Here is a 20,823-nt window from a genome sequence, read left to right as displayed (position 1 = left end):
ATCCCGAACTCAGCAGTGAAACGACGCATCGCCGATGGTAGTGTGGAGCTTCTCCATGTGAGAGTAGGTCATCGTCAAGCTTCTATCCCAAACCCCCGATCCGTGAAAACGGTTCGGGGGTTTGTCTATTAGTGAAAGCCATAGATTTCGGGATTGCGTCTGAGGACGAGATCCCAACCGTATTGCTTGACGACCATAGAGCGTTGGAACCACCTGATCCCATCCCGAACTCAGCAGTGAAACGACGCATCGCCGATGGTAGTGTGGAGCTTCTCCATGTGAGAGTAGGTCATCGTCAAGCTTCTATCCCAAACCCCCGATCCGTGAAAACGGTTCGGGGGTTTGTCTTTGTACGCGGGAATTCTCGATGCGTGCCCATGCGAGCCACTCGAGTTGCTTGATGCCTAAAGCATGAAATACACGCCCATGAAAAAGGCCACCTAGTAAGGTGGCCTTTTTGCATTCTGGAACCGTCAGTCGCCGCGGTACTCGCAGCCACTGGTGCAGGTCTCATGGATGCGAATGCGGGAGAGTTCCGGCAGCAGGGGCTTCAGTTCCTGCCAGATCCACTTGGCGAGGACTTCGCTAGTGGGGTTCTCCAGGCCGGGGATTTCATTGAGGTAGTTGTGATCGAGCTGCTCGTAGAGCGGCTTGAAGATCGCCTTGAGCTCGGAGAAATCGCGGATCCAGCCGGTATAGGGATCGGGCTCGCCCTCGATGTAGATCGCCACACGGAAAGAATGGCCGTGAAGGCGACCGCACTTGTGGCCGGCGGGCACGTGAGGAAGCCGGTGCGCGGCTTCGAAGATGAATTCCTTGAAAATTTCCACAGAGTAACGCTCTTGAAGTGACGGCCAGAAGCCTGGCCAAAGCAGGAAAGCCTCGATTTTACCAGCTCTCCGACGACCTGACCGAAAAGACAGACGCTGTCGGACGAGCTAGCCCTTCATTTGATGCCCAGCCGCTTGGCCAGACGCAGCAGATTGGCTCGATCCAGCCCCAGTTCGCGGGCTGCCGCGGCCCAGTTCTGCTGTTGGCTCTCCAGGCTGGCCATGATCAGCTGACGCTGATACTGATCAACTGCCTCGCGCAGATCGCCTACCGCTGCAATGGCAGGGGCTTCTACCGCGTTGCTGGCCACAATCGGCTGGCTGCTCGGCAGTGCGAGATCGCTGGCTGTCAGGGTGAGGATGCGGGGCCGTTCCGCGCACGCTGCCAGTGCCTTTAGGGCGGCTCGTCCGATCAGGTGCTCAAGCTCCCGCACGTTTCCTGGCCAGTCATAACCAAGCAAGGCCGCCTGGGCATCCTGGCTTAGACGCAGGCTGCGCAGTCCCAGCCTCGCGCGATTCTCTTCGAGGAAGAAACCTGTCAGCAGCAGCACATCGCGGCCACGCTCGCGAAGGGGAGGGACGCGCAAGGGATAGACACTGAGTCGGTGATAGAGGTCGGCCCGGAAGCGACCGGCGCGCACCTCCTCCGCCAGGTCGCGATTTGTGGCGGCAATGACGCGCACGTTGACCCGATGCTCCCTGTCCGAGCCCACGCGTTGCAATTGTCCGCTCTGCAGCACGCGCAGCAGCTTGGCCTGGATCGCCAAGGGAAGTTCACCCACCTCATCGAGGAACAGCGTGCCTTCGTCGGCCAGTTCGAACTTGCCCTTGCGATCATTCACCGCGCCGGAGAATGCGCCGCGCACATGGCCGAAGAGTTCGCTCTCCACCAGGGTGTCGGGTAGGGCCGCGCAGTTGAGGCTGATCAGCGGATGTCGAGAGCGCAGTGAGCGGCCGTGGATGGACTGGGCCACCAGTTCCTTGCCGACACCGGTTTCGCCGCTGATCAGCACCGTGAGTTCGCTACCGCCCACCAGCTTGATCTCTTCCACCAGGGCTTTGTGCGCCGCGCTCTGGCCGATCATTTCCTGCGAGCGGACCTGGCCAGCCGCTTGGCGATAGACCTCCGCCAGCTGTTGTTCGTCCTGGGCGCGGCGAGTGAGGGTTTCCATGCGCTCGGTGGCTTTCACCGTTGCAGCGGCCAGACTGGCGAAGCCTTCGAGCACCTCCAGGTCCTGCCCGTCGAACCGCGATGGGTCCATGGCATCCAGAGTCAGCACGCCCCAAGGGCGGTCATCCAGGTAAAGCGGGCAGCCCATGCAATCGTGGACTTCCAGGTGCTCCTGATGCCCCTCCACCAGGCCGTCGTAAGGGTCTGGCAGGCCGCAGTCAGCGGCGAAGCGGGTAACACCGCGGTTGTCCATCAGAGCCTGTAGACGAGGGTGCTCGGAAACCTTGAAGCGTCGCCCCAGGGTGTCCTGGCTGAGGCCGTCCACCGCCATTGGCACCAACTGATCGCCGTCCAGGCGGAGCAGGGCAGTGGCGTCGCAAGGCAGTAGCCCGCGCAGGGATTCGAGGAGGCGTCGATAGCGTTCGCGCTCGGGAAGCTCGCGGGACAGATCGCTGACCAGGGGGATCAGTGTCTGCAGGAATGGGTGAGTCGTCATTATGACTCCGGTATGTCGATATGACTCGTCGAGTAGTGTAGTCAAAAGAACACTTAAAAATATAACGTATTGATTTTAAAGGATTAAAAAGTTGGCACGAAAGCTGGATTAAGACAGGCAGAGAGACACAACCCAGATAGCGGAGTCCATATGCTCACCAGCCAACAACGTGCCATCGTCAAATCCACCGTACCCCTGCTGGAGACTGGGGGAGAAGCGCTCACCAGTCACTTCTACAAGATCATGCTGGGTGAATACTCTGAAGTGCGTCCGCTGTTCAACCAGGCCCACCAGGCCAGCGGTGACCAACCGCGCGCACTCGCCAACGGCGTGCTGATGTATGCCCGTCACATCGACCAGCTCGAAGCCCTCGGTCCGCTGGTAGGCAAGATCATCAACAAGCACGTCGCCCTGCAGGTGCTGCCCGAGCACTATCCGATCGTGGGTAGCTGCCTGCTGCGCGCCATCCGTGAGGTACTCGGCGCCGAAGTGGCGACTGATGAAGTCATCGAAGCCTGGGCCGCGGCCTATCAGCAACTGGCTGACTTGCTGATTGGTGCCGAAGAGGAAATTTACTCCGCCAGCGAAGCCGCCCCCGGTGGCTGGCGTGGCGCCCGCTGGTTCCGCCTGGCACGCAAGGAAGCGGAAAGCGCGGAAATCACTTCCTTCTACTTCGCCCCGGAAGATGGCGGCGAGCTGATGGAGTTCATCCCCGGCCAGTACATCGGCCTGCGCCTCAATCTGGATGGCGAAGAAGTGCGCCGCAACTATTCGCTGTCCGCTCTCGGCAATGGCCGCGAGTACCGCATCAGCGTCAAGCGCGAGCAGGGTGGCCGGGTCTCCAACTATCTGCACGACCAGTTCCACGTGGGTGACCGCATCGAACTGTTCGCCCCGGCTGGCGACTTCGTCCTTCGCCCCAGCAGCAAACCGCTGGTGCTGATTACCGCCGGCGTGGGCATTACCCCAGCACTGGCCATGCTGGAAGCGGCAGAGGAAAGCGGCCGGCCGATTCATTTCATCCACTGCGCACGCAATGGCGCCGTGCATGCCTTCCGCGACTGGATTGACGCGAAGGTAGCCGCCATCCCGCAGCTCAACCGCTTCTTCTGCTACAGCGAGCCCCATGCTGCTGACCAGCCCGATGCGACCGGCTTCCTCAGCCGCGAGCAACTGGGTGACTGGCTGCCTGCCGAGCGCGATGTGGATGCGTACTTCCTCGGGCCGAAAGGTTTCATGGCCCAGGTGAAGAAGCACCTGCGCGATCTGGGCGTACCCGAGCGCCAATGCCACTACGAGTTCTTTGGACCGGCCGGCGCTCTGGAGGCCTGATCCCACCCGCCCGGCGCCAAGGCGGCGCCGGGCCTTCAACCGAGGAGTGCAAGATCATGATCAGTCTGTTCGGATGCCCTCAGCGTTTGCTGCAACTGTCTCATCTGTTCCTCTGGGCCGGCTTGCTCCAGCTCGTGCTGGGCATCGCCGGCGCTTACTACCTCGATGCTCACCTTGGGCTGCTCCTGCTCGTCGGCGCACACGGAATGGTCATCCTCGGGCCGACCCTGATCAAGCTCGGCTACGTCATGCGCCTGACCGCGCAATATCAAATGCGCAAGGAAGAGCGAGGTCTGGCCTGTGCAATTGCTTGATGCTTCCCGCGAACTGGCGATCCGGCCGCTCTGGCGCCTCGGCTTCCGCCCCTTCTTTCTCTTCGGTACGGCCTTCGCCCTGGTGGCCGTGCTGATCTGGCTCCTGGCGCTCCATGGCCAGACCCGCGCATGGCAGCCCACCGGCGGCTGGCTCGCCTGGCACCGGCACGAAATGGTGTTCGGTTTTGGTGGCGCCATCATTGCGGGTTTCCTGTTGACCGCCGTACAGAACTGGACCGGTAATCCCGGTTTGCGCGGGCCTGCCCTGGCCGCGTTGGCGATGCTCTGGTTGGCTGCGCGACTGGCATGGCTAATGGGGGCGCCGGTAGCGCTGGTGATTGCCCTCGAGCTGACGTTCCTGCCTGCTGTCGCCTGCGTGATGGGACGCAGCCTCTGGCGTGTGCGCCAGCGCAACAACTACCCGGTGGTAGTGGTGCTGACCTTGCTCGCGACTGCCGACGCACTGGTGCTCTGGGGACTTGCGAGCGGCAGCGATGCACTGCAGCGCCAAGGGGTACTGGCTGCCCTCTGGCTCATCGCTGCGCTGATGGGGTTGATCGGTGGTCGGGTGATTCCCTTCTTCACCCAGCGCGGGCTGGGACGTGTCCAGCAAGTGAAGGCCTGGCCATGGTTGGACTGGAGCATGTTGCTGGGAGGCGTTCTGCTGGCTGCAAGCTTCGCTATCGGCATGGGGCTACAGCCAGATCCGTGGCTCGCCATTCCGTGTTTAGTCCTCGGTTTGGGTAATCTGCTGCGTCTCGCGCGCTGGTACGACGGCGGAATCTGGCGAGTCGTGCTGCTCTGGCCCTTGCACCTGGCTTTCGCCTGGTTGGCTCTGGCGCCATTGGGGTTGGCCGCCTGGCACCTGGGCATTCTGGCCAGTTCGAGTCTGGCCCAGCACGCATTGGGTGTTGGCGCGATGGGGGGATTGATCCTGGCGATGATTGCTCGGGTGAGCCTGGGACACAGTGGCCGACCGCTTGAACCGTCACCCGTGATGGGATTGGCCTTCGCCTTGCTCAACCTGGGGGCGCTCGCCCGTGTGATCCTGGTGCCGCTGGCCGGGTCCGCAGCACTCTGGCTGGCCGCCCTTTGCTGGATAATCGCCTTTGCCTTGTTCCTCAGGTACTACGCGGTGCTGCTGTGTACACCGAGGCTGGACGGCAGGCCCGGTTGATCCGGTTCTGGCGTCCTATGCGGCGCCGGGCAAGCGTTCAGCATGTCGCGGAGATGGCGAGCGATGTAGTCCTGGAACCGCGCGTCGTTCCAGTACTCCAGGTGGCTCAAGGGCGTATGGCGGCGGAACCACGAACCCACCGCCAGCGGCCGGTCTTCATGTACCACGGCGGCGTAGCCCTGAACCGGCCGCAGCGGGTAGCCGAGCAAGTCCGCCGGTGCATAGACGTTCAGCCAGCGGGCGGCCCGTGTCAGGCGTTCGTCGAGGCAGTGACCCGGAAAACGGATCGGCTGCACAGGATCGTAGGCGAAGGTGAAGAGCGGGATGTTGCAGCCAAAGGTGACCAGACAGGCCAGGGTTTCCATGGCGAGGAAAGGATCACGCGGGCAGCTCGGGGTGGCGTTGAGCTTCTGCTGGTCCCAGATGTAGTTGGAGATGATGTGCCCGCCCAGCGAATGCGCCAGCACCACCAGCGGGGTGTTCGGCCCGACCTTGGCGCGCAGTGCGTTGAGTCCGTTGCGCACGCACTGGTGGACCTGCTCATAGGTGTTGTCGTACGCCTGGCTGACTTTGCGGTAGCCGCTGGCATCACCGAGGAAGAGGGTGACCAGGCGACGCATCCAGCGCCAGCGCACCGGTTCCTGTTCGAGTTTTTCCAGGTAGGCGAGCTCGCGTTTGTCCAGCACGCTCGCCCAGTAAAGCGACTGGAACGCGACATCCTCGGCCTCGACGCCCAGTCGCTTGCGCAACCCGGCGATCAGTCCCTGGGCGAATGTGTGCTGCCCCTCGACGTTGCGCGCGTCCTGCTGGTTGCCGATGCCATGGATGATGGCCACCGCGAGTTTCATCCCTGTACTCCTTTCGCTCCGTGCGTCTCAGGTCAAAGGTCCTGCAAGCGCTCCCCGAGTTTCCCGCTGTCCACCAGTTCGAGGAACTCGTCGCCCAGCCGCTCGCTTTCGGCCATGGCCTTGCGCCAATAGCGTTCGCGTCCGGCATCGTCACCGAGATAGCGCTTGAAGTCCTTACGGTCTGGCAGTTTGCCATGAGGCAGCGTGGCCAGGTACTCGCGCGATGGCGAAATCAGCAGCACGTCCTGCAGCCGCTCCGCATCGCCCTTGCGCCAGGGCAGGCCCTTGTCGAACCAGCCGGGGACTACCTTGTCGGTGAAGTGCGGATAGAGCACTACGCCGCCCGGGTTGTAGGGCAGATCCAGGTGGTAATCGAGGAGGCCGCCATCGCGGTAAGTGCCCGGCCCAGCGCCCGGGATGTCGCGTACGCCTTCCATCACCATGGGGATTGACCCCGAAGCGAGGAGGGCATGGCGCAGATTGTTCGCGTCCAGCGTGTGGTAGCGCGAGGGGAAGTCCAACAGCGCTGCCAGCGGAGGTGCCTGGCGCGCGTCGTGGAGAATGACCCGCTCGAAGTGCCGGGCCAGGTGCGGACGGCCCAGCAGGTTGCTGCCGATCACCGACGATAGGCCGAGGCCCAGGGCGCCGCGCCGATCATGGGCAAGCAGGCCATGGCTTTTCACCACCACCACGTTCAGCCGGTAATGGGTGTTGGCCAATACCTGCGCGTCCTGACCCTGGAGCAGGTCGTCCAGCATCAGGCCACAGAGGCGGCTGACTTCCGCCATGCTCACGCCCTTGGGGAATCGCTGGCTGGTATAGAGCTCGCCCAGCCGGCGGATGCCGTCGGCAGCGTCAGGCAGGCAGGCGCTGGCGAAGCGCCAGGAACCGATGGAGGCACCGATCAGTGCGCGTTCACGCGGTGCACGCGGCAGCCAGTCGCCGAACAGCGCCAGGTCCAGGCCCTGGATACCCAGGGCCTTGGGGCCGCCAGCCGCACCCGGCAGGATGCCGACATCGGCCGGCGTGAGGCCCTGCCCACGAATGTGGGCCTGGGCGCGGCGTCCGGCGCGCAGGGTGAGGGCGGGGAACTTGATCTGGATGGCGCTCATGCGGGGCTCCTGAAAGCAAGGCAGCGATTATAGTGGCCACCTCGTCAAGGCCAAGCTTCTTCAGGGTATGAATGATCCTTCCCAAGTCTTAATGGGAATTCAGCTTCAATTAAGTCGACCCCGGTATCTTGAACCCATCGAAAGCACACATTCCCCCGAGGAGATACCCCATGAAGAAGCTTGCTGCCCTGTTCACCCTTGCTACCCTCGCCGCCACTGCCGGTATGGCCCAGGCGCGTGACCTCGGCCCGGATGAGGCCTTGAAGCTGCGTGACGCGGGCACCATCCAGTCCTTCGAGAAACTCAATGCCGCAGCGCTGGCCAAGCACGCCGGTGGCACCATCAACGAAACCGAGCTGGAAGAGGAATACGGCCGCTACATCTACCAGGTCGAACTGCGCGACGCCCAGGGTGTGCAATGGGACCTGGAACTTGACGCCACCAATGGCCAGATCCTCAAGGATCACCAGGACGACTGATGCGCTGGATCCTTCGCTACAGTGGGATCATCGCCCTGATCCTGGCCGTCTTCGCCCTTGAGGCGATGGCCAGGGACCTGGATCAGGACGAAGCCCTCAGGCTTCGTGAAGAGGGTGTCATCCTGCCCCTCGACCAGCTGTTGCGCAGCGCCCTGGGGAATTACCCCGGGGCGCGCCTGCTGGAGGCCGAGCTGGAAGAGGAAGATGACGTCTACATTTACGAGGTCGAACTGGTCACTGCCGACGGCTCGGTGCGTGAGCTGGAACTGGACGCCCGCGACGGGCGCATTCTGAAGGACGAGGAAGACGACTGATGCGGTTGTTGCTGGTAGAGGACCATGTACCCCTGGCCGATGAGCTGACCTCCAGCCTCGGCCGCCAAGGCTACGCCGTGGACTGGCTGGCCGACGGCCGCGACGCCTTGCACCAGGGAGCCAGCGAGCCCTACGACCTGATCATCCTGGACCTCGGCCTGCCCGGTAAGCCCGGACTCGAGGTCCTGCAGGAATGGCGTGCGGGCGGGCTGTCGACCCCGGTGCTGGTGCTCACTGCCCGTGGTTCCTGGGCCGAGCGCATCGATGGCCTCAAGGCCGGCGCAGACGATTACCTGACCAAACCCTTCCATCCCGAAGAGCTGGCCCTGCGCATCCAGGCGCTGCTGCGGCGTGCCCATGGCCTGGCGAACCAGCCGCAATTGGAAGCGGCGGGCCTGCAGCTGGATGAAGGGCGTCAGTGTGTCAGCCGCAATGGCGACGAGGTGCAGCTCACTGCTGCCGAGTTCCGGTTGCTGCGCTATTTCATGCTGCACCCCGGCCAACTGCTCTCGAAGAGCCACCTGGCCGAGCATCTGTATGACGGCGAGACCGAGCGGGATTCCAATGTGATCGAGGTGCACGTCAATCACCTGCGGCGCAAGCTCGGCCGCGAAGTCATCGAGACGCGACGAGGTCAGGGCTATCGCTTCACCGGTGAGGGTCGATGAGGTCTATCCAGCGCCGGCTCAGCCTTGGGTTGATCGGCGTGCTGCTGGTGGTGGGGCTGGTCCTGGCGCAGACCAGCCTCTGGTTGTTCGACCTGGGACTGCGACGTTATCTGGCGGAAGGGCTGCGTACCGAGGCCGAGCTCCTGCTGGGCTCGCTGGTGCGTGGACAGGCCGGCATCCAGCTCGACGAGAAGCGGCTTAACCCGGCCCATCAACAACCTTATTCCGGCCGCTACTTCATCATCGAACTGGATGACGAACCCTGGCGTTCGCGTTCGCTCTGGGATGCCGAGCTATCCATGCCCCCGAGCAAGGGGCTGGCCGAAGGTTTGCTGCCGGGGCCCGACGACCAGGAATTGCTGGCCTGGCGCGGCGATTACCGTCGCTTCGGGCGCCAGGTTCGAATCGTCGTCGCCCAGGACTACACGCCCGTGCTGGAGAGCTTTAGCCGCGTGCGCTGGACGGGGCTGGGCCTCGGGGTGGCCGGATTGCTGCTGATCCTCGCCTTGCAGCGCATTACCGTGCGCCGGGCCTTGCGTCCGCTGGAGGAGGTTCGCCAGCAGATCGCCCAACTGCAGCAGGGGCAGCGCAGTGAGCTGGATAGCCAGGTGCCGGCGGAGCTGGAGCCTTTGGTAACGCAGATCAACCGGCTGCTCAGTCACACCGAAGACACCCTCAAGCGCTCGCGTAATGCCTTGGGCAACCTTGGTCATGCGTTGAAGACGCCCCTGGCGGTGCTGGTCAGCCTGGCCAACCGCGAAGAGCTGCGCGGACAGCCGGAGCTGCGCGCGATCCTGCACGAACAGCTGGAGCAGATCGAGCAGCGCCTGGCCCGGGAACTGGGACGTGCGCGTCTCGCGGGCGAGGCATTGCCCGGGGCACATTTCGATTGCGCCGAAGAGCTGCCAGGCCTGTTTTCCACCCTGGCAATGATCCACGACCGTGGGCTGGACCTGGACTGGGACGTCCCCGAAGGGATGCGCCTGCCCTGGGACCGGGAAGACCTTCTGGAGCTGCTGGGCAACCTGCTGGATAACGCCTGCAAGTGGGCGGAAACCCAGGTCAACCTGACCATCCGTGGCGGAGCCGACGGTTACAGCCTGATGGTGGACGATGACGGCCCGGGCATTGCCGAAGACAAGCGTGAGGAAGTCATCGGTCGTGGCGCGCGCCTTGACGAGCAAGTCGCAGGGCACGGCCTGGGGCTCGGCATCGTGCGGGACATCGTCGAATCCTGGAACGGCCGCCTGAGCCTGCAGGAAAGCCCACTGGGTGGATTGCGGGTACGCATCGAACTTCCGACCGCGCAAGCCTCGTAGGTTCACGCCTCGCCTGTGGGGGCGATTTCAATAGCTGTGTCCGCATCAAGTGTTGCAAGTGGCTGGATTGCCCGTAGGAGCTGGCTTGCCAGCGAATGGCCCCGTTTCGCTAGCAAGCTAGCTCCTACAAGGCCCCTGCACCGATGGGGCAGCTTGGCGAATGAATTCGCCCCCTCATGGATTCAGGGTGGCTACACGCGGAATTGTCCCAGCAGCTGATTGAGCTGCACGGCCAATTGCCCCAGGCGCTGGCTGGCGCCGGTGGTCTGTTCGGCCGAACTGGCGCTGTCGTGGGCCAGGCCGGCAGCCTGGGTGACGTTCTGGTTGATGTCTTCCACTACATGGGACTGCTGCAACGTAGCGCTGGCAATTGAGGCGTTGAGCCCGGTCAGGGTGCGCAGCGCCTGGGCGATCTGCGCCAGGCTCTCGCCGGCTTGGCTGGCCTGGTCCACCGTGGCGCGGGAAGCCCGGCTGCTTTCGTCGATCACCTGGACCGCTGCCTCGGAGTTCTGCTGCAGGCGTTCGATCATGGTCTGGATTTCTGCCGTCGACTTCTGGGTCCGCTGGGCCAACAGGCGTACTTCATCGGCCACCACGGCAAAGCCACGGCCCTGCTCGCCGGCCCGAGCGGCCTCGATGGCGGCGTTCAGTGCCAGCAGGTTGGTCTGCTCGGCGATGGAGCGGATCACTTCCAGCACGCTGCCGATCTGGGCGCTTTCCTGGGCGAGCGTCTGGATGACGTCCACCGCCTTGGTGATGGTGGTGGAGAGCTGGTCGATCTGCCGCAGGCTGCTGTCGATGTTGTCATGCCCCTGGCGCGCTTGTTCCTCGGCGTTGCGCACTTCGCTGGCGGCATGCTCGGCGTTCTTTGCCACGTCCTGCACGCCGTAGGTGACTTCGTTGATGGCGGTAGCCACTTGCTCCATTTGCAGCGATTGCTGCTCGCTCTGGCGCAGCCCGTTGCTGGCGATGCCGTCGAGGTTGCTGGCGGCCTGGTCGAGGGCGGTGGCGGCGTCCAGGGACTGGCGGATCACGCCCCTCAGCTTGCCGGTAAAGGCATTGAAATGGCCGCCGAGGGCGGTGATTTCGTCGCGGCCGTGGGTGTCCAGGCTGCTGGTGAGGTCGCCTTCGCCACTGGCGATAGCGGCCATCGCGGAAACCACTTCGTTCAGCGGCCGGGTGATGCTGCGGGCGATGACGATGACCAGCAGCGCCATGACGATGGCGATGGCCAATCCCACCAGCGAGGCGCGCATGGCCTGGGAAAGGAACTCCACTTGCATGTCGTCAATGTAGATGCCCGAGCCGATCACCCAGCCCCAGGGTGCGAACAGTTGCACATAGGAAACTTTCGGCACCGGGTCGCTGGCGCCCGGCTTGGGCCAGCGGTACTCGACGAAGCCCGCGCCCTGAGTCTTGGCGACGCGCGCCATCTCGTTGAACAGGGGCTTGCCGTCCGGGTCCTTGTAGCCGGAGAGGTCCTGACCCTCCAGCTTGGCGTTGGTCGGGTGCATGATCATGCGCGGCGTCAGGTCGTTGATCCAGAAGTAGTCGCCCTTGTCGTAACGCAGGGCGCGAACCGCCTGCATCGCTTGTTTCTGCGCTTCTTCGCGGGGCAGGGTGCCCGCGGCTTCCTGGGCCTGGTAGTACTGCAGCACGCCCACCGCGGTCTCGACCACGTGGCGGGTCTTCTGCTCCTTGCCCTGGTAGAGGTCGTCGTAGATCTGCTGCAGCATCAGCACGCCAAGGGTGACCAGCATGAATACCGCGACGATGAGGATCAGCCAGAGGCGACGACTGATCGGCAGGTTGCGCAAGCTGTGCATGGGGCGGGAACTCCTGGTTTCTTGTTATTGGTTTCGAGTCTGGAGCAGAGCAGTCCGCGTAGCGGATTTCAATCAGGCTTTAGCCGCGATTTCTATTTGGCTCTCTGTTAGCATTTCGGCGCTTCGGGGCAAAGCTGAAGGCTCGTTCGTCCCCGGAACCCGCACGCAGGTGCCCGGTCTCATCGCCGGAACCGCACGCTTGCGGCACCAGCTACCTGCACATACGTAATGAAAGGGGCGCCAGAAGAGCGCGCCTTGGGGGGAGATTTTCAATGGATTTGTGGACGGCCATGCAGGCCATCATTCTGGGGATTGTCGAAGGCCTGACGGAGTTCCTGCCGATCTCCAGCACCGGCCACCAGATCGTGGTCGCGGACCTGCTGGGTTTCACCGGTGAACGGGCCATCGCTTTCAACATCATCATCCAGCTCGCGGCCATCCTCGCCGTGGTCTGGGAGTACCGACGCAAGATTCTCGACGTGGTCGTCGGCCTGCCGACCCAGCGGAGCGCCCAGCGATTCACCCTCAACCTGCTGGTGGCCTTCTTCCCGGCCGTGATTCTGGGTGTGGCGTTTTCCGACATCATCCACCACTACCTGTTCAACCCCATCACGGTGGCGTCGGCCCTGGTGGTCGGCGGTGTGGTCATCCTCTGGGCAGAGCGGCGCCAGCATCGTGTTGAAGCCGAGTCCGTGGATGAAATGACCTGGAAGCACGCCCTCAAGGTCGGCTGTGCCCAGTGTCTGGCGCTGGTTCCAGGTACTTCGCGCTCGGGCGCGACCATCATCGGCGGCCTGCTCTTCGGCCTGTCGCGCAAGGCGGCAACCGAGTTCTCCTTCTTCCTTGCCATGCCCACCATGGTCGGCGCGGCGGTCTATTCGGGCTACAAATATCGCGACCTGTTCCAGCCGAGCGACCTGCCGGTGTTCGCCCTGGGCTCCGTGGTGTCGTTCATTTTCGCCATGATCGCCGTGCGCAGCCTGCTGAAGTTCATCGGCAGCCACAGCTACGCGGCGTTCGCCTGGTACCGCATCGGCTTCGGCCTGCTGATCCTGGCGACCTGGCAGTTGGGGCTGATCGACTGGACTACCGCACAGCCCTGATGGGTCTGATGCACCCGGGAGGCGCGCCATATGGCGCGCCTTCTGCGTTTCAGGGGGTGGGAAATTCGAGGATGAAGCGCGTCCAGCCGTTGGCGGATTCGCAGCGGATTTCGCCGCCGTGGGCGCGCACGATCGAGCGGGTGATGGCCAGGCCGAGGCCGGCATGCTCGCGACCCTCGCGTTTTCGCGCGGGGTCGGCACGGAAGAATCGGTCGAACAGGCGCGGCAGCAGTTCAGGGGGAATGCCCTCACCGCTGTTGGCGACGGTCAGGCGCAGTCCATTGGGGGCGCTGGCCACTTCCAGTTCGATGTGGCCGCCTTGCGGGGTGAAGCGCAGGGCATTGTCCAGCAGGTTGGAAAGGGCGCGGCGCAGCATTTCCCGGTCGGCATTCAGTTGTCCCGTGCCACGGCGATGCAAGGTCACCTGGGACTCGTCGGCGAGGGGGCTGAAGTAGTCCAGGAGTGCGTCCAGTTCGCCGCCCAGGTCCAGTGTCTTCCTGTCGGTGGCCAGCAAGCCGTGTTCGGCCTTCGCCAGGAACAGCATGTCGCTGACCATCTGCGCCAGGCGCTGGAGCTCCTCCAGGTTGGAATGCAGCGTCTCGCGGTACTCATCCGCCGGGCGATCCTGACTGAGGATCACCTGGGTCTGCGTCAGCAGGTTGGACAGCGGTGTACGCAGCTCATGGGCGATATCGGCGGAGAAGGCCGAGAGCCGCTGGAAGGTGTCTTCCAGGCGCGCCAGCATGGCATTGAAGGCGCGTACCAGCTCCACCAGTTCCGGCGGGACCTCATCGTCCGCCAGCCGCGCGGTCAGAGAACTGGCCGACACTCCGGCGGCCACTTCGGCCATGCGGTGCAAGGGGCGCAGGCCGCTACGTGCGGCCCAGGCGCCCAACAGGGCCGTGGCCAGGGCGGAAAGTCCCACGGTGAGCCAGATCAGCCGCTGCATGCGTTCGAGGAAATGCTGGTGATGGGTGATATCCAGCGCCAGCGACAGGCGTGGCGAGTCCGGGGCATCTGGTCGCACGGGCGCGCTGTACACCCGGTAGTCGATGCCATCCTGCTGCCAGTCATGTAGCCCGTCACGCCCCGGTGCGCGCAGGCCGTCCGCGCTGTTGAACCAGTAACGGCCGTCGCGGCCCTCCAGGCGCAAGGTAAGGTCCGGATGCAGACGCAATTCCGCCTGCAAGGCGTCCAGCCGGGACGCCAGTGCCTCAGGGGTGTTCACATCGCTGACCAGGGCGCGAAACGCGGTCATGCGGATTTCCAGCAACTGCTGGTCGAGTTCGACGAAGTGCGCTTCGCTGGCGCGGCTGAAGAGGATACCGGCAATCAGCGAAACGGCGGCCGTGCATGCGGCGAAGAGCAGGCCCAGGCGGGCGGTGAGGGAGAGTCCGCGCATCAGCCTTCGCGCGCCTCCAGCACGTAACCCATGCCGCGCACGGTATGGATCACCTTGGTGGGGAAGTCGTCATCGAGCTTTGCCCGCAGCCGGCGGACGGCGACTTCGATGACGTTGGTGTCACTGTCGAAATGCATGTCCCAGACTTCGGCTGCAATCAGCGTCTTGGGCAGGACTTCGCCCTGACGGCGCAGGAAGAATTCCAACAGGGCGAACTCCTTGGTCGTCAGATCGATGCGCCGACCACTGCGCTCGACCCTTCGACTCAGCAAGTCCAGGCGCAGGTCGGCGAATTCCAGGCTGGTTTCCTGCGGGGCGCTGGCGCCACGGCGGAGCAGGGTGCGCACGCGGGCGAGGAGCTCGGCGAAGGCAAAGGGCTTGATCAGGTAGTCGTCGGCGCCCAGTTCCAGGCCGTGGACGCGCTCGTCCACCGCGTCCCGCGCGGTCAGGAACAACACCGGCACCTGCAGACCGGCCTGGCGCAGGCTACGCAGTACCTGCCAGCCGTCGAGGCCGGGGAGCATCACGTCGAGGATGATCAGGTCATAGCTCCCCGCAAGTGCCAGATCGCGGCCTTCCAGCCCGTTGGTGACGAGGTCCGCGTTCAGGCCGGCCTCGCTCATGCCCTGGCGCAGGAACTGGCCGGTCTTGGGTTCGTCTTCGACTATCAGTAGCTTCATGGGGGGCTCGTCGCTGGGGCTGCCGCGTTATACCGCGCCTTTGGGGCGCGCGGGGGCAAACTGACAAAGTTGTAATGCAGAAGCACCGTTGGTGCCGCGGATTTTTCAGCAACCGCGCGGCTGTATACAATTGCGCGATTTCCGCACTTTCAGGTCAACCCGCCCATGCAACACCCCGCCGAACACTCACCGCTGGGCAAATCCAGCGAGTACGTCAGCACCTACAGCCCGGAGCTGCTGTTTCCCATCTCCCGCGTGACCAAATGGAACGAGCTGGGCCTGACTGCCGCGACCCTGCCGTATCAGGGCGTGGATTTCTGGAACTGCTACGAGCTGTCGTGGCTGACGCCGTCCGGCAAGCCGGTCGTGGCGATCAGCGAGTTCGCCATCCCCGCCGATTCGCCCAATATCATCGAGTCCAAATCGTTCAAGCTGTACCTCAATTCGCTGAACCAGTCCGTCTTTGCCAGCGCCTCCGAGCTTGAGCAGGTGCTGGCGCGGGATTTGAGCGCGGCGGCGGGCGCTCCAGTTGCCGTGAGGGTGCGCAGCCTGGTCGAAGTGGAGGCCGAAGGTGTCGCGGTTTCGCCGGGTGTCTGCATCGACGAACTGGATGTCACCGTCGACCGTTACGAACACCCGCAGCCCGAGTTGCTGCGCGCCGAAGCTGGTCAGCAGGCGGACGAGGCGCTTCACAGTCATCTGCTGAAGTCCAACTGCCCGGTCACTGGCCAGCCGGACTGGGGCACGGTGGTGGTGGAATATCGCGGATCGAAACGGCTGGATCACGCCAGCTTCCTGGCCTACCTGGTGAGCTTCCGCCAGCACGCCGACTTCCATGAACAATGCGTGGAGCGCATCTTCCTCGACCTCAAGCGGTTGCTGCAGCCGGAAATGCTGACTGTCCATGCGCGTTATGTGCGCCGTGGCGGGCTGGACATCAATCCTTATCGCAGCACCCATCCGGTGCAGACTGACAATCGCCGCCTGGTGCGGCAGTGACGAAAACCCCGACGCGAAGTCGGGGTTTTGTTGTGTGGTGGGGCTAGATACCCATGTTCGCGAGACTTTGCATGATGTTGCGCAAGGTCCCGGCAAGGGTGGGGTGACGAGTTTCGAAGCGCTCGACGGCCAGGTTGACGCCGTCCACCAGATTGGCGTCCGGCGCCATGGCAGCATCCTGTGCCAGGCGCAGTTCGATTTCCTGCATCAACTCGATCAGCGATGCGCGTTCCTCCGCATCCAGCGGCGGTTCCTGGGCCAACTGGTCGCGCAGTTGTTGCAGTTGCTGCTGCAGGCGTTCAGGCATGTCTTTCTCCCTTTGCGAATGTCTCAGGAGTGGACCCTCTGAGGAATTCAAAGGTCCCTCATGCCATAGAGATTAATCCAGGCAGGGCGGACCTGCCTGATTCGGATCAAGCCTGAAACAAAAGTGCGAGTGTCAGGGTTTCTCGCCTTTCTCGCGCCGATAGGCGAGATCGGCGAGGCAGGGCGCCAACTCGCCCAGGTGGTCGATCACCGAATGGGCGCCGAGGCGATACAACTCCAGCGTTGCGGTGGCACGCAGGCGATCGCGCTCTGCGCTATCAAGGGCTCGCCAGTCCGCCGGTGCCAGCCCGCACAAGGGGCCGCTGGCCGCGAGACCGATGGTCCAGAGCCCGGCGTTCAACCCGGCCTCCAGGAGACGTGGATTGGCGCTCACCAGCACACAGCCATCGAGGCGCGGAACCCCAAGCCCTGCCAGCGCTTGCCAGCAACTATCGGGTGCCGGCCAGGGGCGCGCGCCATCGGTTTCGCTGCCTTTCACCCAGGCGGGGAGGGGCGCGGCCAGACACCAGCTGGTTGGAGCGGGTAGCTCGTCGAGCCAGGCACAGGGCACTCCGTTGCTATCCACGAGGGCAGCCAGCTCGTCGAGGCCAGTGACGGCTTCGGCATGCTCCTTGGCGGCCTCCAGTAGCCGTTGCTGGAAATCCTGGTACAGCTTTTCGCTGGCTGGCGCTCCCAACGCATGGTCGAGGGCGGCCCCTGGCGAAAGGCTGGCGGCTTCGAACAGGCGTCCAGGCGGGCAGTCTGGGAGCAGCCGGCTCAGGGCCAGGGGCAGGGTGCGGGCACCGAAATCCACCAGGCAGCCGGAAAGGCCAAAGAGGAGGGCGGTGAAGGCGGGCGGTTGGCTTTGGGGCATCTGCGTCATCCTGACGAGGTCTGGCGCAGGCTAGCTGGCCAGGATGACAGCAAGGTTACTGACGCTTGCCTGCCCCCATGGCCAGGCGCAGGTCATCTGGCACCGGTACCGACCTGTCGGTTGCATGATCGATCCAGACCAACTTGCAGTAGCCCTCACCATAGAGCGTCGCCGGGTCTTCCAGCGTGCTCAGTCGGTGCTCCACCACCAGGCTGCTGTTGCCCACGGCACCGGCATAGAGCTCGATCACCACGGTAGCCGGATGCACCACGGGCTTGAGGTAGGTATGCAGGGTCTGCAGCACGACGGGGCCCTGCGGCACGTTGTTCATCTCGATGCCCAGATTCTGGAACCAGGCGACCCGAGCTTCTTCCAGGTACTGGATGTAAAGGGTGTTGTTGACGTGTCCGTAGCTGTCCATGTCACCCCAGCGAACGGGGATGTGAGCAACATGAAGCAAGGTTTTTTCAGTCATGCTAGCAGTTCGCTATGCTGTCCAAACGAGGCGTTGGCCTTATACTGCGCGCCTTCTTCAGGGCGGCGGCGGGCCGCCACACTACTTTTCTCAAGGAGAGTCTGCAATGCAATTGATCGGCGCTCGGTGGCTCGATCGTCTGGGCCGTGTACTGGCTTGTGTCGCGCTGACTGTAATGCCAGTCGCTGCGAACGCCGCGGAGGAAGATCCCTGGGAGGGCTTCAACCGCGCCATGTTCCGCTTCAACGACACCCTCGACACCTATGCGCTGAAACCGGTTGCCAAGGGCTATCAGGCCGTGACTCCGCAGTTCCTCGAAGATGGCATCCACAATGTCTTCAACAACGTCGGTGATGTCGGCAACCTGGCCAACGACCTGTTCCAGGCCAAGTTCCACAACGCCGGTGTCGACACCAGCCGCCTGGTGTTCAACACCACCTTCGGCGTGCTGGGCTTCTTCGACGTGGCCACGAAGATGGGCCTGCAGCGTAACGATGAAGACTTCGGCCAGACCCTCGGCTATTGGGGCGTCGGCAGCGGCCCGTACCTGGTCATCCCGTTCCTCGGCCCGAGCACCGTGCGCGATGCCGGCGGCAAGGTTCCAGACGGATTCCTTGAACCGTACCCCTACATCGACCATGTGCCGACCCGCAACGTCACCCGCGCCGTCGACGTGGTGGATACCCGCGCCAACCTGCTGTCCGCGGAAAAGCTGATCAGCGGCGACAAATACATCTTCATTCGCAACGCCTACCTGCAGAACCGCGAGTTCAAGGTGAAGGACGGCGAAGTCGAAGACGATTTCTGAGTCTCGGCCAGAATCGGCGGCATGAAAAAGGCGACCCTGGGGTCGCCTTTTTCGTTTCCGGCTGTTGCACCTAACGCAAGTCCTGGATGGCCAACCCGAGGATGCGACTACCCTTCGTGCCCTCGCCGATCCGAACCACTTCGGCGTCGGCTTCCAGTCCTTTGAGGGAATTGTGTTCGGAGGGAATGAGTACCCGAACGCGATCGCCCACGCTGAGTTCGGCACTCACTTCGAGCTGCATGCCGCTGCTGGAAAGGTCCAGGCAATGGGCGGGGTACTGTTGCCCGGCGTGCTCCAGGATGGCTTTGCTCTGCACCTGCATCCTTATGAAATCGCGCTTCTCGCTGTAGTTGCGGTCGTCCAGGCTCACGCGCTGATCCTCTTCTCGTCATGGAGGGGGGCCGAACCCCTTATAACTTCCAGCGATTTTGGGTGTAAAGGCAGAGTTCGGCTCGCGGCGCAAGCTTGAATCGCCCTGCGGATGGGAGTACCGTCTGCGCCGTAAAGCGAACCCCCGTACTCGTGCTCGGGCCTTAGGTCGGGTGCTACAACAACCCATCCCTGGCGCCGTTTGCCTGGATAATCCATGCACAATCCCAGTGCCAAGCTGCTGATTATTGATGACGACGAGGTAGTACGCGCAAGCCTCGCGGCCTATCTGGAAGACAGTGGATTCAGCGTTCGGCAGGCCAGCAACGGCTTGCAAGGGCTGCAGGTTTTCGAGCAGGAACGCCCAGATCTGGTGATCTGCGACCTGCGCATGCCTCAGGTCGATGGCCTGGAGCTGATCCGTCGCATTTCCGAACTGGAAGCAGAAACCCCGGTTATTGTGGTCTCCGGTGCCGGCGTCATGAGTGATGCGGTCGAAGCCCTGCGCCTGGGGGCTGCCGATTACCTGATCAAACCCCTGGAAGACCTGGCCGTTCTCGAACACTCGGTGCGCCGCGCCCTCGATCGCGCAGTCCTGCGCCTCGAGAACCGCCGTTACCGCGAGAAGCTGGAGTCGGCCAACCGCGAACTGCAAGCCAGCCTGCACTTGCTGCAGGAGGACCAGAACGCCGGGCGTCAGGTACAGATGAACATGCTGCCGGTGACGCCGTGGGAAGTGGATGGACTGCGTTTTGCCCACCAGATCATTCCGTCGCTGTACCTTTCCGGCGACTTCGTCGACTACTTCCGCGTGGATGAACGCCGGGTGGCGTTCTACCTGGCGGACGTGTCGGGCCATGGGGCTTCCTCGGCATTCGTGACTGTCCTGCTCAAGTTCATGACGACCCGCCTGCTCTACGAGTCCCGCCGCAATGGCATGTTGCCCGAGTTCAAGCCTTCCGAGGTGCTGGGGCACATCAACCGTGGCCTGATCAACACCAAGCTGGGCAAGCACGTGACCATGCTGGGTGGTGTGATCGACGAGGAGAATGGCCACCTGACCTACAGCATTGGCGGGCATCTGCCGCTGCCGGTGCTCTACAGCGAGGGCAAGGCCACCTACCTGGCCGGCAAGGGCTTGCCAGTGGGGTTGTTCGAAGAGGCGAGCTATGATGACCGGGTCATCGACCTGCCGTCGTCTTTCAGCCTGACCTTGCTCTCCGATGGGATCCTGGACCTTTTGCCTGGGGATACCCTCAAAGATAAAGAAGCCGCGTTGCCAGAGATGGTGTGCGAGGCAGGTGGCAGTCTGGATGGCTTGCGACAAGTATTTGGGCTGGCCAGCCTGGGCGAGATGCCGGATGATATCGCCTTGCTGGTGTTGAGCAGGAACCTTGCATGAGTACCGGTAAAATCCAGTTTGCCGAGCAGGAAGGGACATTCGTCCTGAAGTTCGTCGGAGAAATCCGCCTGACCCTGTGTTCTGCCCTGGATGCGACCATTGAAAAGATCTTCTCGGCGCTGAATTTCTCGGCGATCGTGATCGATCTGACCGAAACCCAAAGCATCGACAGCACCACGCTCGGTCTGTTGGCCAAGCTGTCGATCCTTTCGCGGCAGAAGGTGGGGCTGTTGCCCACGGTAGTGACCACCCATCCCGACATCACGCGACTGCTGCAGTCGATGGGATTCGACCAGGTGTTCAATATCGTCGGGACGCCAGTGCCTTGCCCTGAATGCCTCGAAGACTTGCCGCCGCAGGATCAGACCGAGGATGTCGTCCGCACCAAGGTGCTGGAAGCCCACCGCATTCTCATGGGGCTCAACGAGTCCAACCGTGAAGCCTTCCACGACCTGGTCAGCGCTCTCGAACGTAGCTGATCCGTCGTTTCTTCTCGCGCAAATGAAAACGCGCGCAGCC

The 20,823-nt window shown here is 63.2% G+C and carries 22 protein-coding genes, 2 rRNA genes and 2 pseudogenes; 14 read left to right on the top strand and 12 right to left on the bottom strand.

The window, feature by feature from the left end; translation table 11 throughout:
• Positions 1-80 (top strand): 5S ribosomal RNA (gene rrf / locus DM872_RS31075); the annotation flags it as partial.
• 105 nt (positions 81-185) lie between these two features.
• A 5S ribosomal RNA gene (rrf, locus tag DM872_RS13075) occupies positions 186-301 on the top strand.
• A gap of 172 nt (positions 302-473) precedes the next feature.
• Here the strand turns inward: rrf (DM872_RS13075) and queD are convergent.
• Entirely contained in the window at positions 474-830 is a 357-nt protein-coding gene (gene queD, locus DM872_RS13070; RefSeq protein WP_036997744.1) for a 6-carboxytetrahydropterin synthase QueD, read from the bottom strand.
• A 116-nt stretch (positions 831-946) separates the two neighbouring features.
• Entirely contained in the window at positions 947-2,497 is a 1,551-nt protein-coding gene (gene norR, locus DM872_RS13065) for a nitric oxide reductase transcriptional regulator NorR (RefSeq protein ID WP_179059898.1), read from the bottom strand.
• Positions 2,498-2,647: 150 nt separating this feature from the next.
• On the opposite strand from norR, the gene hmpA reads away from it, so the two are divergent.
• From hmpA to DM872_RS13050, 3 genes are read left to right on the top strand one after another with little or no spacing between them, the layout of a single operon-like run.
• Positions 2,648-3,829, top strand: a complete 1,182-nt coding sequence (gene hmpA, locus DM872_RS13060; RefSeq protein WP_179059897.1) for an NO-inducible flavohemoprotein — start codon at positions 2,648-2,650, stop codon at positions 3,827-3,829.
• 56 nt (positions 3,830-3,885) lie between these two features.
• On the top strand, positions 3,886-4,143 hold the full coding sequence (locus DM872_RS13055) for a transmembrane sensor/regulator PpyR (RefSeq protein ID WP_179059896.1): 258 nt from the start codon (positions 3,886-3,888) through the stop codon (positions 4,141-4,143).
• Positions 4,130-5,320 carry an NnrS family protein gene (locus DM872_RS13050; protein ID WP_179059895.1) on the top strand — a complete coding sequence of 397 codons (1,191 nt, stop codon included), beginning with the start codon at positions 4,130-4,132 and terminating at the stop codon, positions 5,318-5,320. The genes DM872_RS13055 and DM872_RS13050 overlap by 14 nt, the downstream gene beginning before the upstream one ends.
• Here DM872_RS13050 and DM872_RS13045 read toward each other — a convergent pair.
• Together DM872_RS13045 and DM872_RS13040 are read right to left on the bottom strand one after the other, a co-directional pair.
• Positions 5,272-6,168: a hypothetical protein gene (locus DM872_RS13045; protein WP_179059894.1), complete on the bottom strand. Its 897-nt coding sequence runs from the start codon at positions 6,166-6,168 to the stop codon at positions 5,272-5,274. The two genes, DM872_RS13050 and DM872_RS13045, sit on opposite strands and share 49 nt — an antisense overlap.
• Before the next feature lie 32 nt (positions 6,169-6,200).
• Positions 6,201-7,280: a patatin-like phospholipase family protein gene (locus tag DM872_RS13040; RefSeq protein WP_179059893.1), complete on the bottom strand. Its 1,080-nt coding sequence runs from the start codon at positions 7,278-7,280 to the stop codon at positions 6,201-6,203.
• A 170-nt stretch (positions 7,281-7,450) separates the two neighbouring features.
• Between DM872_RS13040 and DM872_RS13035 the strand changes: the two genes are divergently transcribed.
• The 4 genes from DM872_RS13035 to DM872_RS13020 are packed head-to-tail and all read left to right on the top strand — an operon-like array spanning position 7,451 to position 10,060.
• A complete protein-coding gene (locus DM872_RS13035) occupies positions 7,451-7,759 on the top strand; it encodes a PepSY domain-containing protein (RefSeq protein ID WP_179059892.1) in 309 nt (102 codons plus the stop codon).
• Positions 7,759-8,073: a PepSY domain-containing protein gene (locus DM872_RS13030; RefSeq protein WP_179059891.1), complete on the top strand. Its 315-nt coding sequence runs from the start codon at positions 7,759-7,761 to the stop codon at positions 8,071-8,073. The genes DM872_RS13035 and DM872_RS13030 overlap by 1 nt, the downstream gene beginning before the upstream one ends.
• The gene (locus tag DM872_RS13025) at positions 8,073-8,741 is read left to right on the top strand and encodes a response regulator transcription factor (RefSeq protein WP_179059890.1); all 669 of its coding nucleotides are present in this window, start codon (positions 8,073-8,075) and stop codon (positions 8,739-8,741) included. Before DM872_RS13030 ends, DM872_RS13025 begins: the two co-directional genes overlap by 1 nt.
• On the top strand, positions 8,738-10,060 hold the full coding sequence (locus DM872_RS13020) for a sensor histidine kinase (protein ID WP_179059889.1): 1,323 nt from the start codon (positions 8,738-8,740) through the stop codon (positions 10,058-10,060). The genes DM872_RS13025 and DM872_RS13020 overlap by 4 nt, the downstream gene beginning before the upstream one ends.
• Positions 10,061-10,251: 191 nt before the next feature.
• On the opposite strand, the pseudogene DM872_RS31070 reads toward DM872_RS13020, so the two are convergent.
• Positions 10,252-10,842: pseudogene (locus DM872_RS31070) on the bottom strand (methyl-accepting chemotaxis protein); the annotation flags it as partial.
• Between the two features lie 267 nt (positions 10,843-11,109).
• Positions 11,110-11,796: pseudogene (locus DM872_RS31065) on the bottom strand (cache domain-containing protein); the annotation flags it as partial.
• Positions 11,797-12,158: 362 nt separating this feature from the next.
• Here DM872_RS31065 and DM872_RS13010 point away from each other — a divergent pair.
• The gene (locus DM872_RS13010) at positions 12,159-12,989 is read left to right on the top strand and encodes an undecaprenyl-diphosphate phosphatase (RefSeq protein ID WP_179059887.1); all 831 of its coding nucleotides are present in this window, start codon (positions 12,159-12,161) and stop codon (positions 12,987-12,989) included.
• Positions 12,990-13,038: 49 nt separating this feature from the next.
• Here the strand turns inward: DM872_RS13010 and DM872_RS13005 are convergent, their stop codons facing one another.
• Positions 13,039-14,391: a heavy metal sensor histidine kinase gene (locus tag DM872_RS13005; RefSeq protein WP_179059886.1), complete on the bottom strand. Its 1,353-nt coding sequence runs from the start codon at positions 14,389-14,391 to the stop codon at positions 13,039-13,041.
• Positions 14,391-15,071 carry a heavy metal response regulator transcription factor gene (locus tag DM872_RS13000; protein WP_179059885.1) on the bottom strand — a complete coding sequence of 227 codons (681 nt, stop codon included), beginning with the start codon at positions 15,069-15,071 and terminating at the stop codon, positions 14,391-14,393. Before DM872_RS13000 ends, DM872_RS13005 begins: the two co-directional genes overlap by 1 nt.
• Before the next feature lie 165 nt (positions 15,072-15,236).
• Between DM872_RS13000 and queF the strand changes: the two genes are divergently transcribed.
• Positions 15,237-16,070, top strand: a complete 834-nt coding sequence (gene queF / locus DM872_RS12995) for an NADPH-dependent 7-cyano-7-deazaguanine reductase QueF (protein WP_179059884.1) — start codon at positions 15,237-15,239, stop codon at positions 16,068-16,070.
• Positions 16,071-16,113: 43 nt separating this feature from the next.
• Here queF and DM872_RS12990 read toward each other — a convergent pair whose 3' ends face one another.
• The 3 genes from DM872_RS12990 to DM872_RS12980 form a co-directional block, all read right to left on the bottom strand.
• Positions 16,114-16,377: a DUF4404 family protein gene (locus DM872_RS12990; RefSeq protein WP_077526148.1), complete on the bottom strand. Its 264-nt coding sequence runs from the start codon at positions 16,375-16,377 to the stop codon at positions 16,114-16,116.
• A gap of 132 nt (positions 16,378-16,509) precedes the next feature.
• Positions 16,510-17,250, bottom strand: coding sequence for an HAD family phosphatase (locus DM872_RS12985; protein ID WP_179059883.1), 741 nt, complete (start codon positions 17,248-17,250; stop codon positions 16,510-16,512).
• Positions 17,251-17,305: 55 nt separating this feature from the next.
• Entirely contained in the window at positions 17,306-17,725 is a 420-nt protein-coding gene (locus DM872_RS12980) for an acyl-CoA thioesterase (protein ID WP_179059882.1), read from the bottom strand.
• Positions 17,726-17,831: 106 nt separating this feature from the next.
• On the opposite strand from DM872_RS12980, the gene DM872_RS12975 reads away from it, so the two are divergent.
• Positions 17,832-18,533: an MlaA family lipoprotein gene (locus tag DM872_RS12975; RefSeq protein ID WP_179059881.1), complete on the top strand. Its 702-nt coding sequence runs from the start codon at positions 17,832-17,834 to the stop codon at positions 18,531-18,533.
• 70 nt (positions 18,534-18,603) lie between these two features.
• On the opposite strand, the gene DM872_RS12970 is transcribed toward DM872_RS12975, so the two are convergent.
• A complete protein-coding gene (locus DM872_RS12970) occupies positions 18,604-18,903 on the bottom strand; it encodes a PilZ domain-containing protein (protein WP_179059880.1) in 300 nt (99 codons plus the stop codon).
• A gap of 216 nt (positions 18,904-19,119) precedes the next feature.
• Between DM872_RS12970 and rssB the strand changes: the two genes are divergently transcribed.
• Positions 19,120-20,304, top strand: a complete 1,185-nt coding sequence (rssB, locus tag DM872_RS12965; protein ID WP_179059879.1) for a two-component system response regulator RssB — start codon at positions 19,120-19,122, stop codon at positions 20,302-20,304.
• Complete coding sequence (gene rssC, locus DM872_RS12960; RefSeq protein WP_077526154.1) at positions 20,301-20,783, top strand: anti-sigma factor antagonist RssC; 483 nt, start codon at positions 20,301-20,303, stop codon at positions 20,781-20,783. The genes rssB and rssC overlap by 4 nt, the downstream gene beginning before the upstream one ends.
• Positions 20,784-20,823 lie beyond the last annotated feature (40 nt).

Source organism: Pseudomonas taiwanensis (genome assembly GCF_013393345.1).
Lineage (GTDB): Bacteria > Pseudomonadota > Gammaproteobacteria > Pseudomonadales > Pseudomonadaceae > Metapseudomonas > Metapseudomonas resinovorans_C.
Note: the sequence above shows the minus strand (reverse complement) of the source record. Positions and strands in the feature narration are given on the sequence as shown.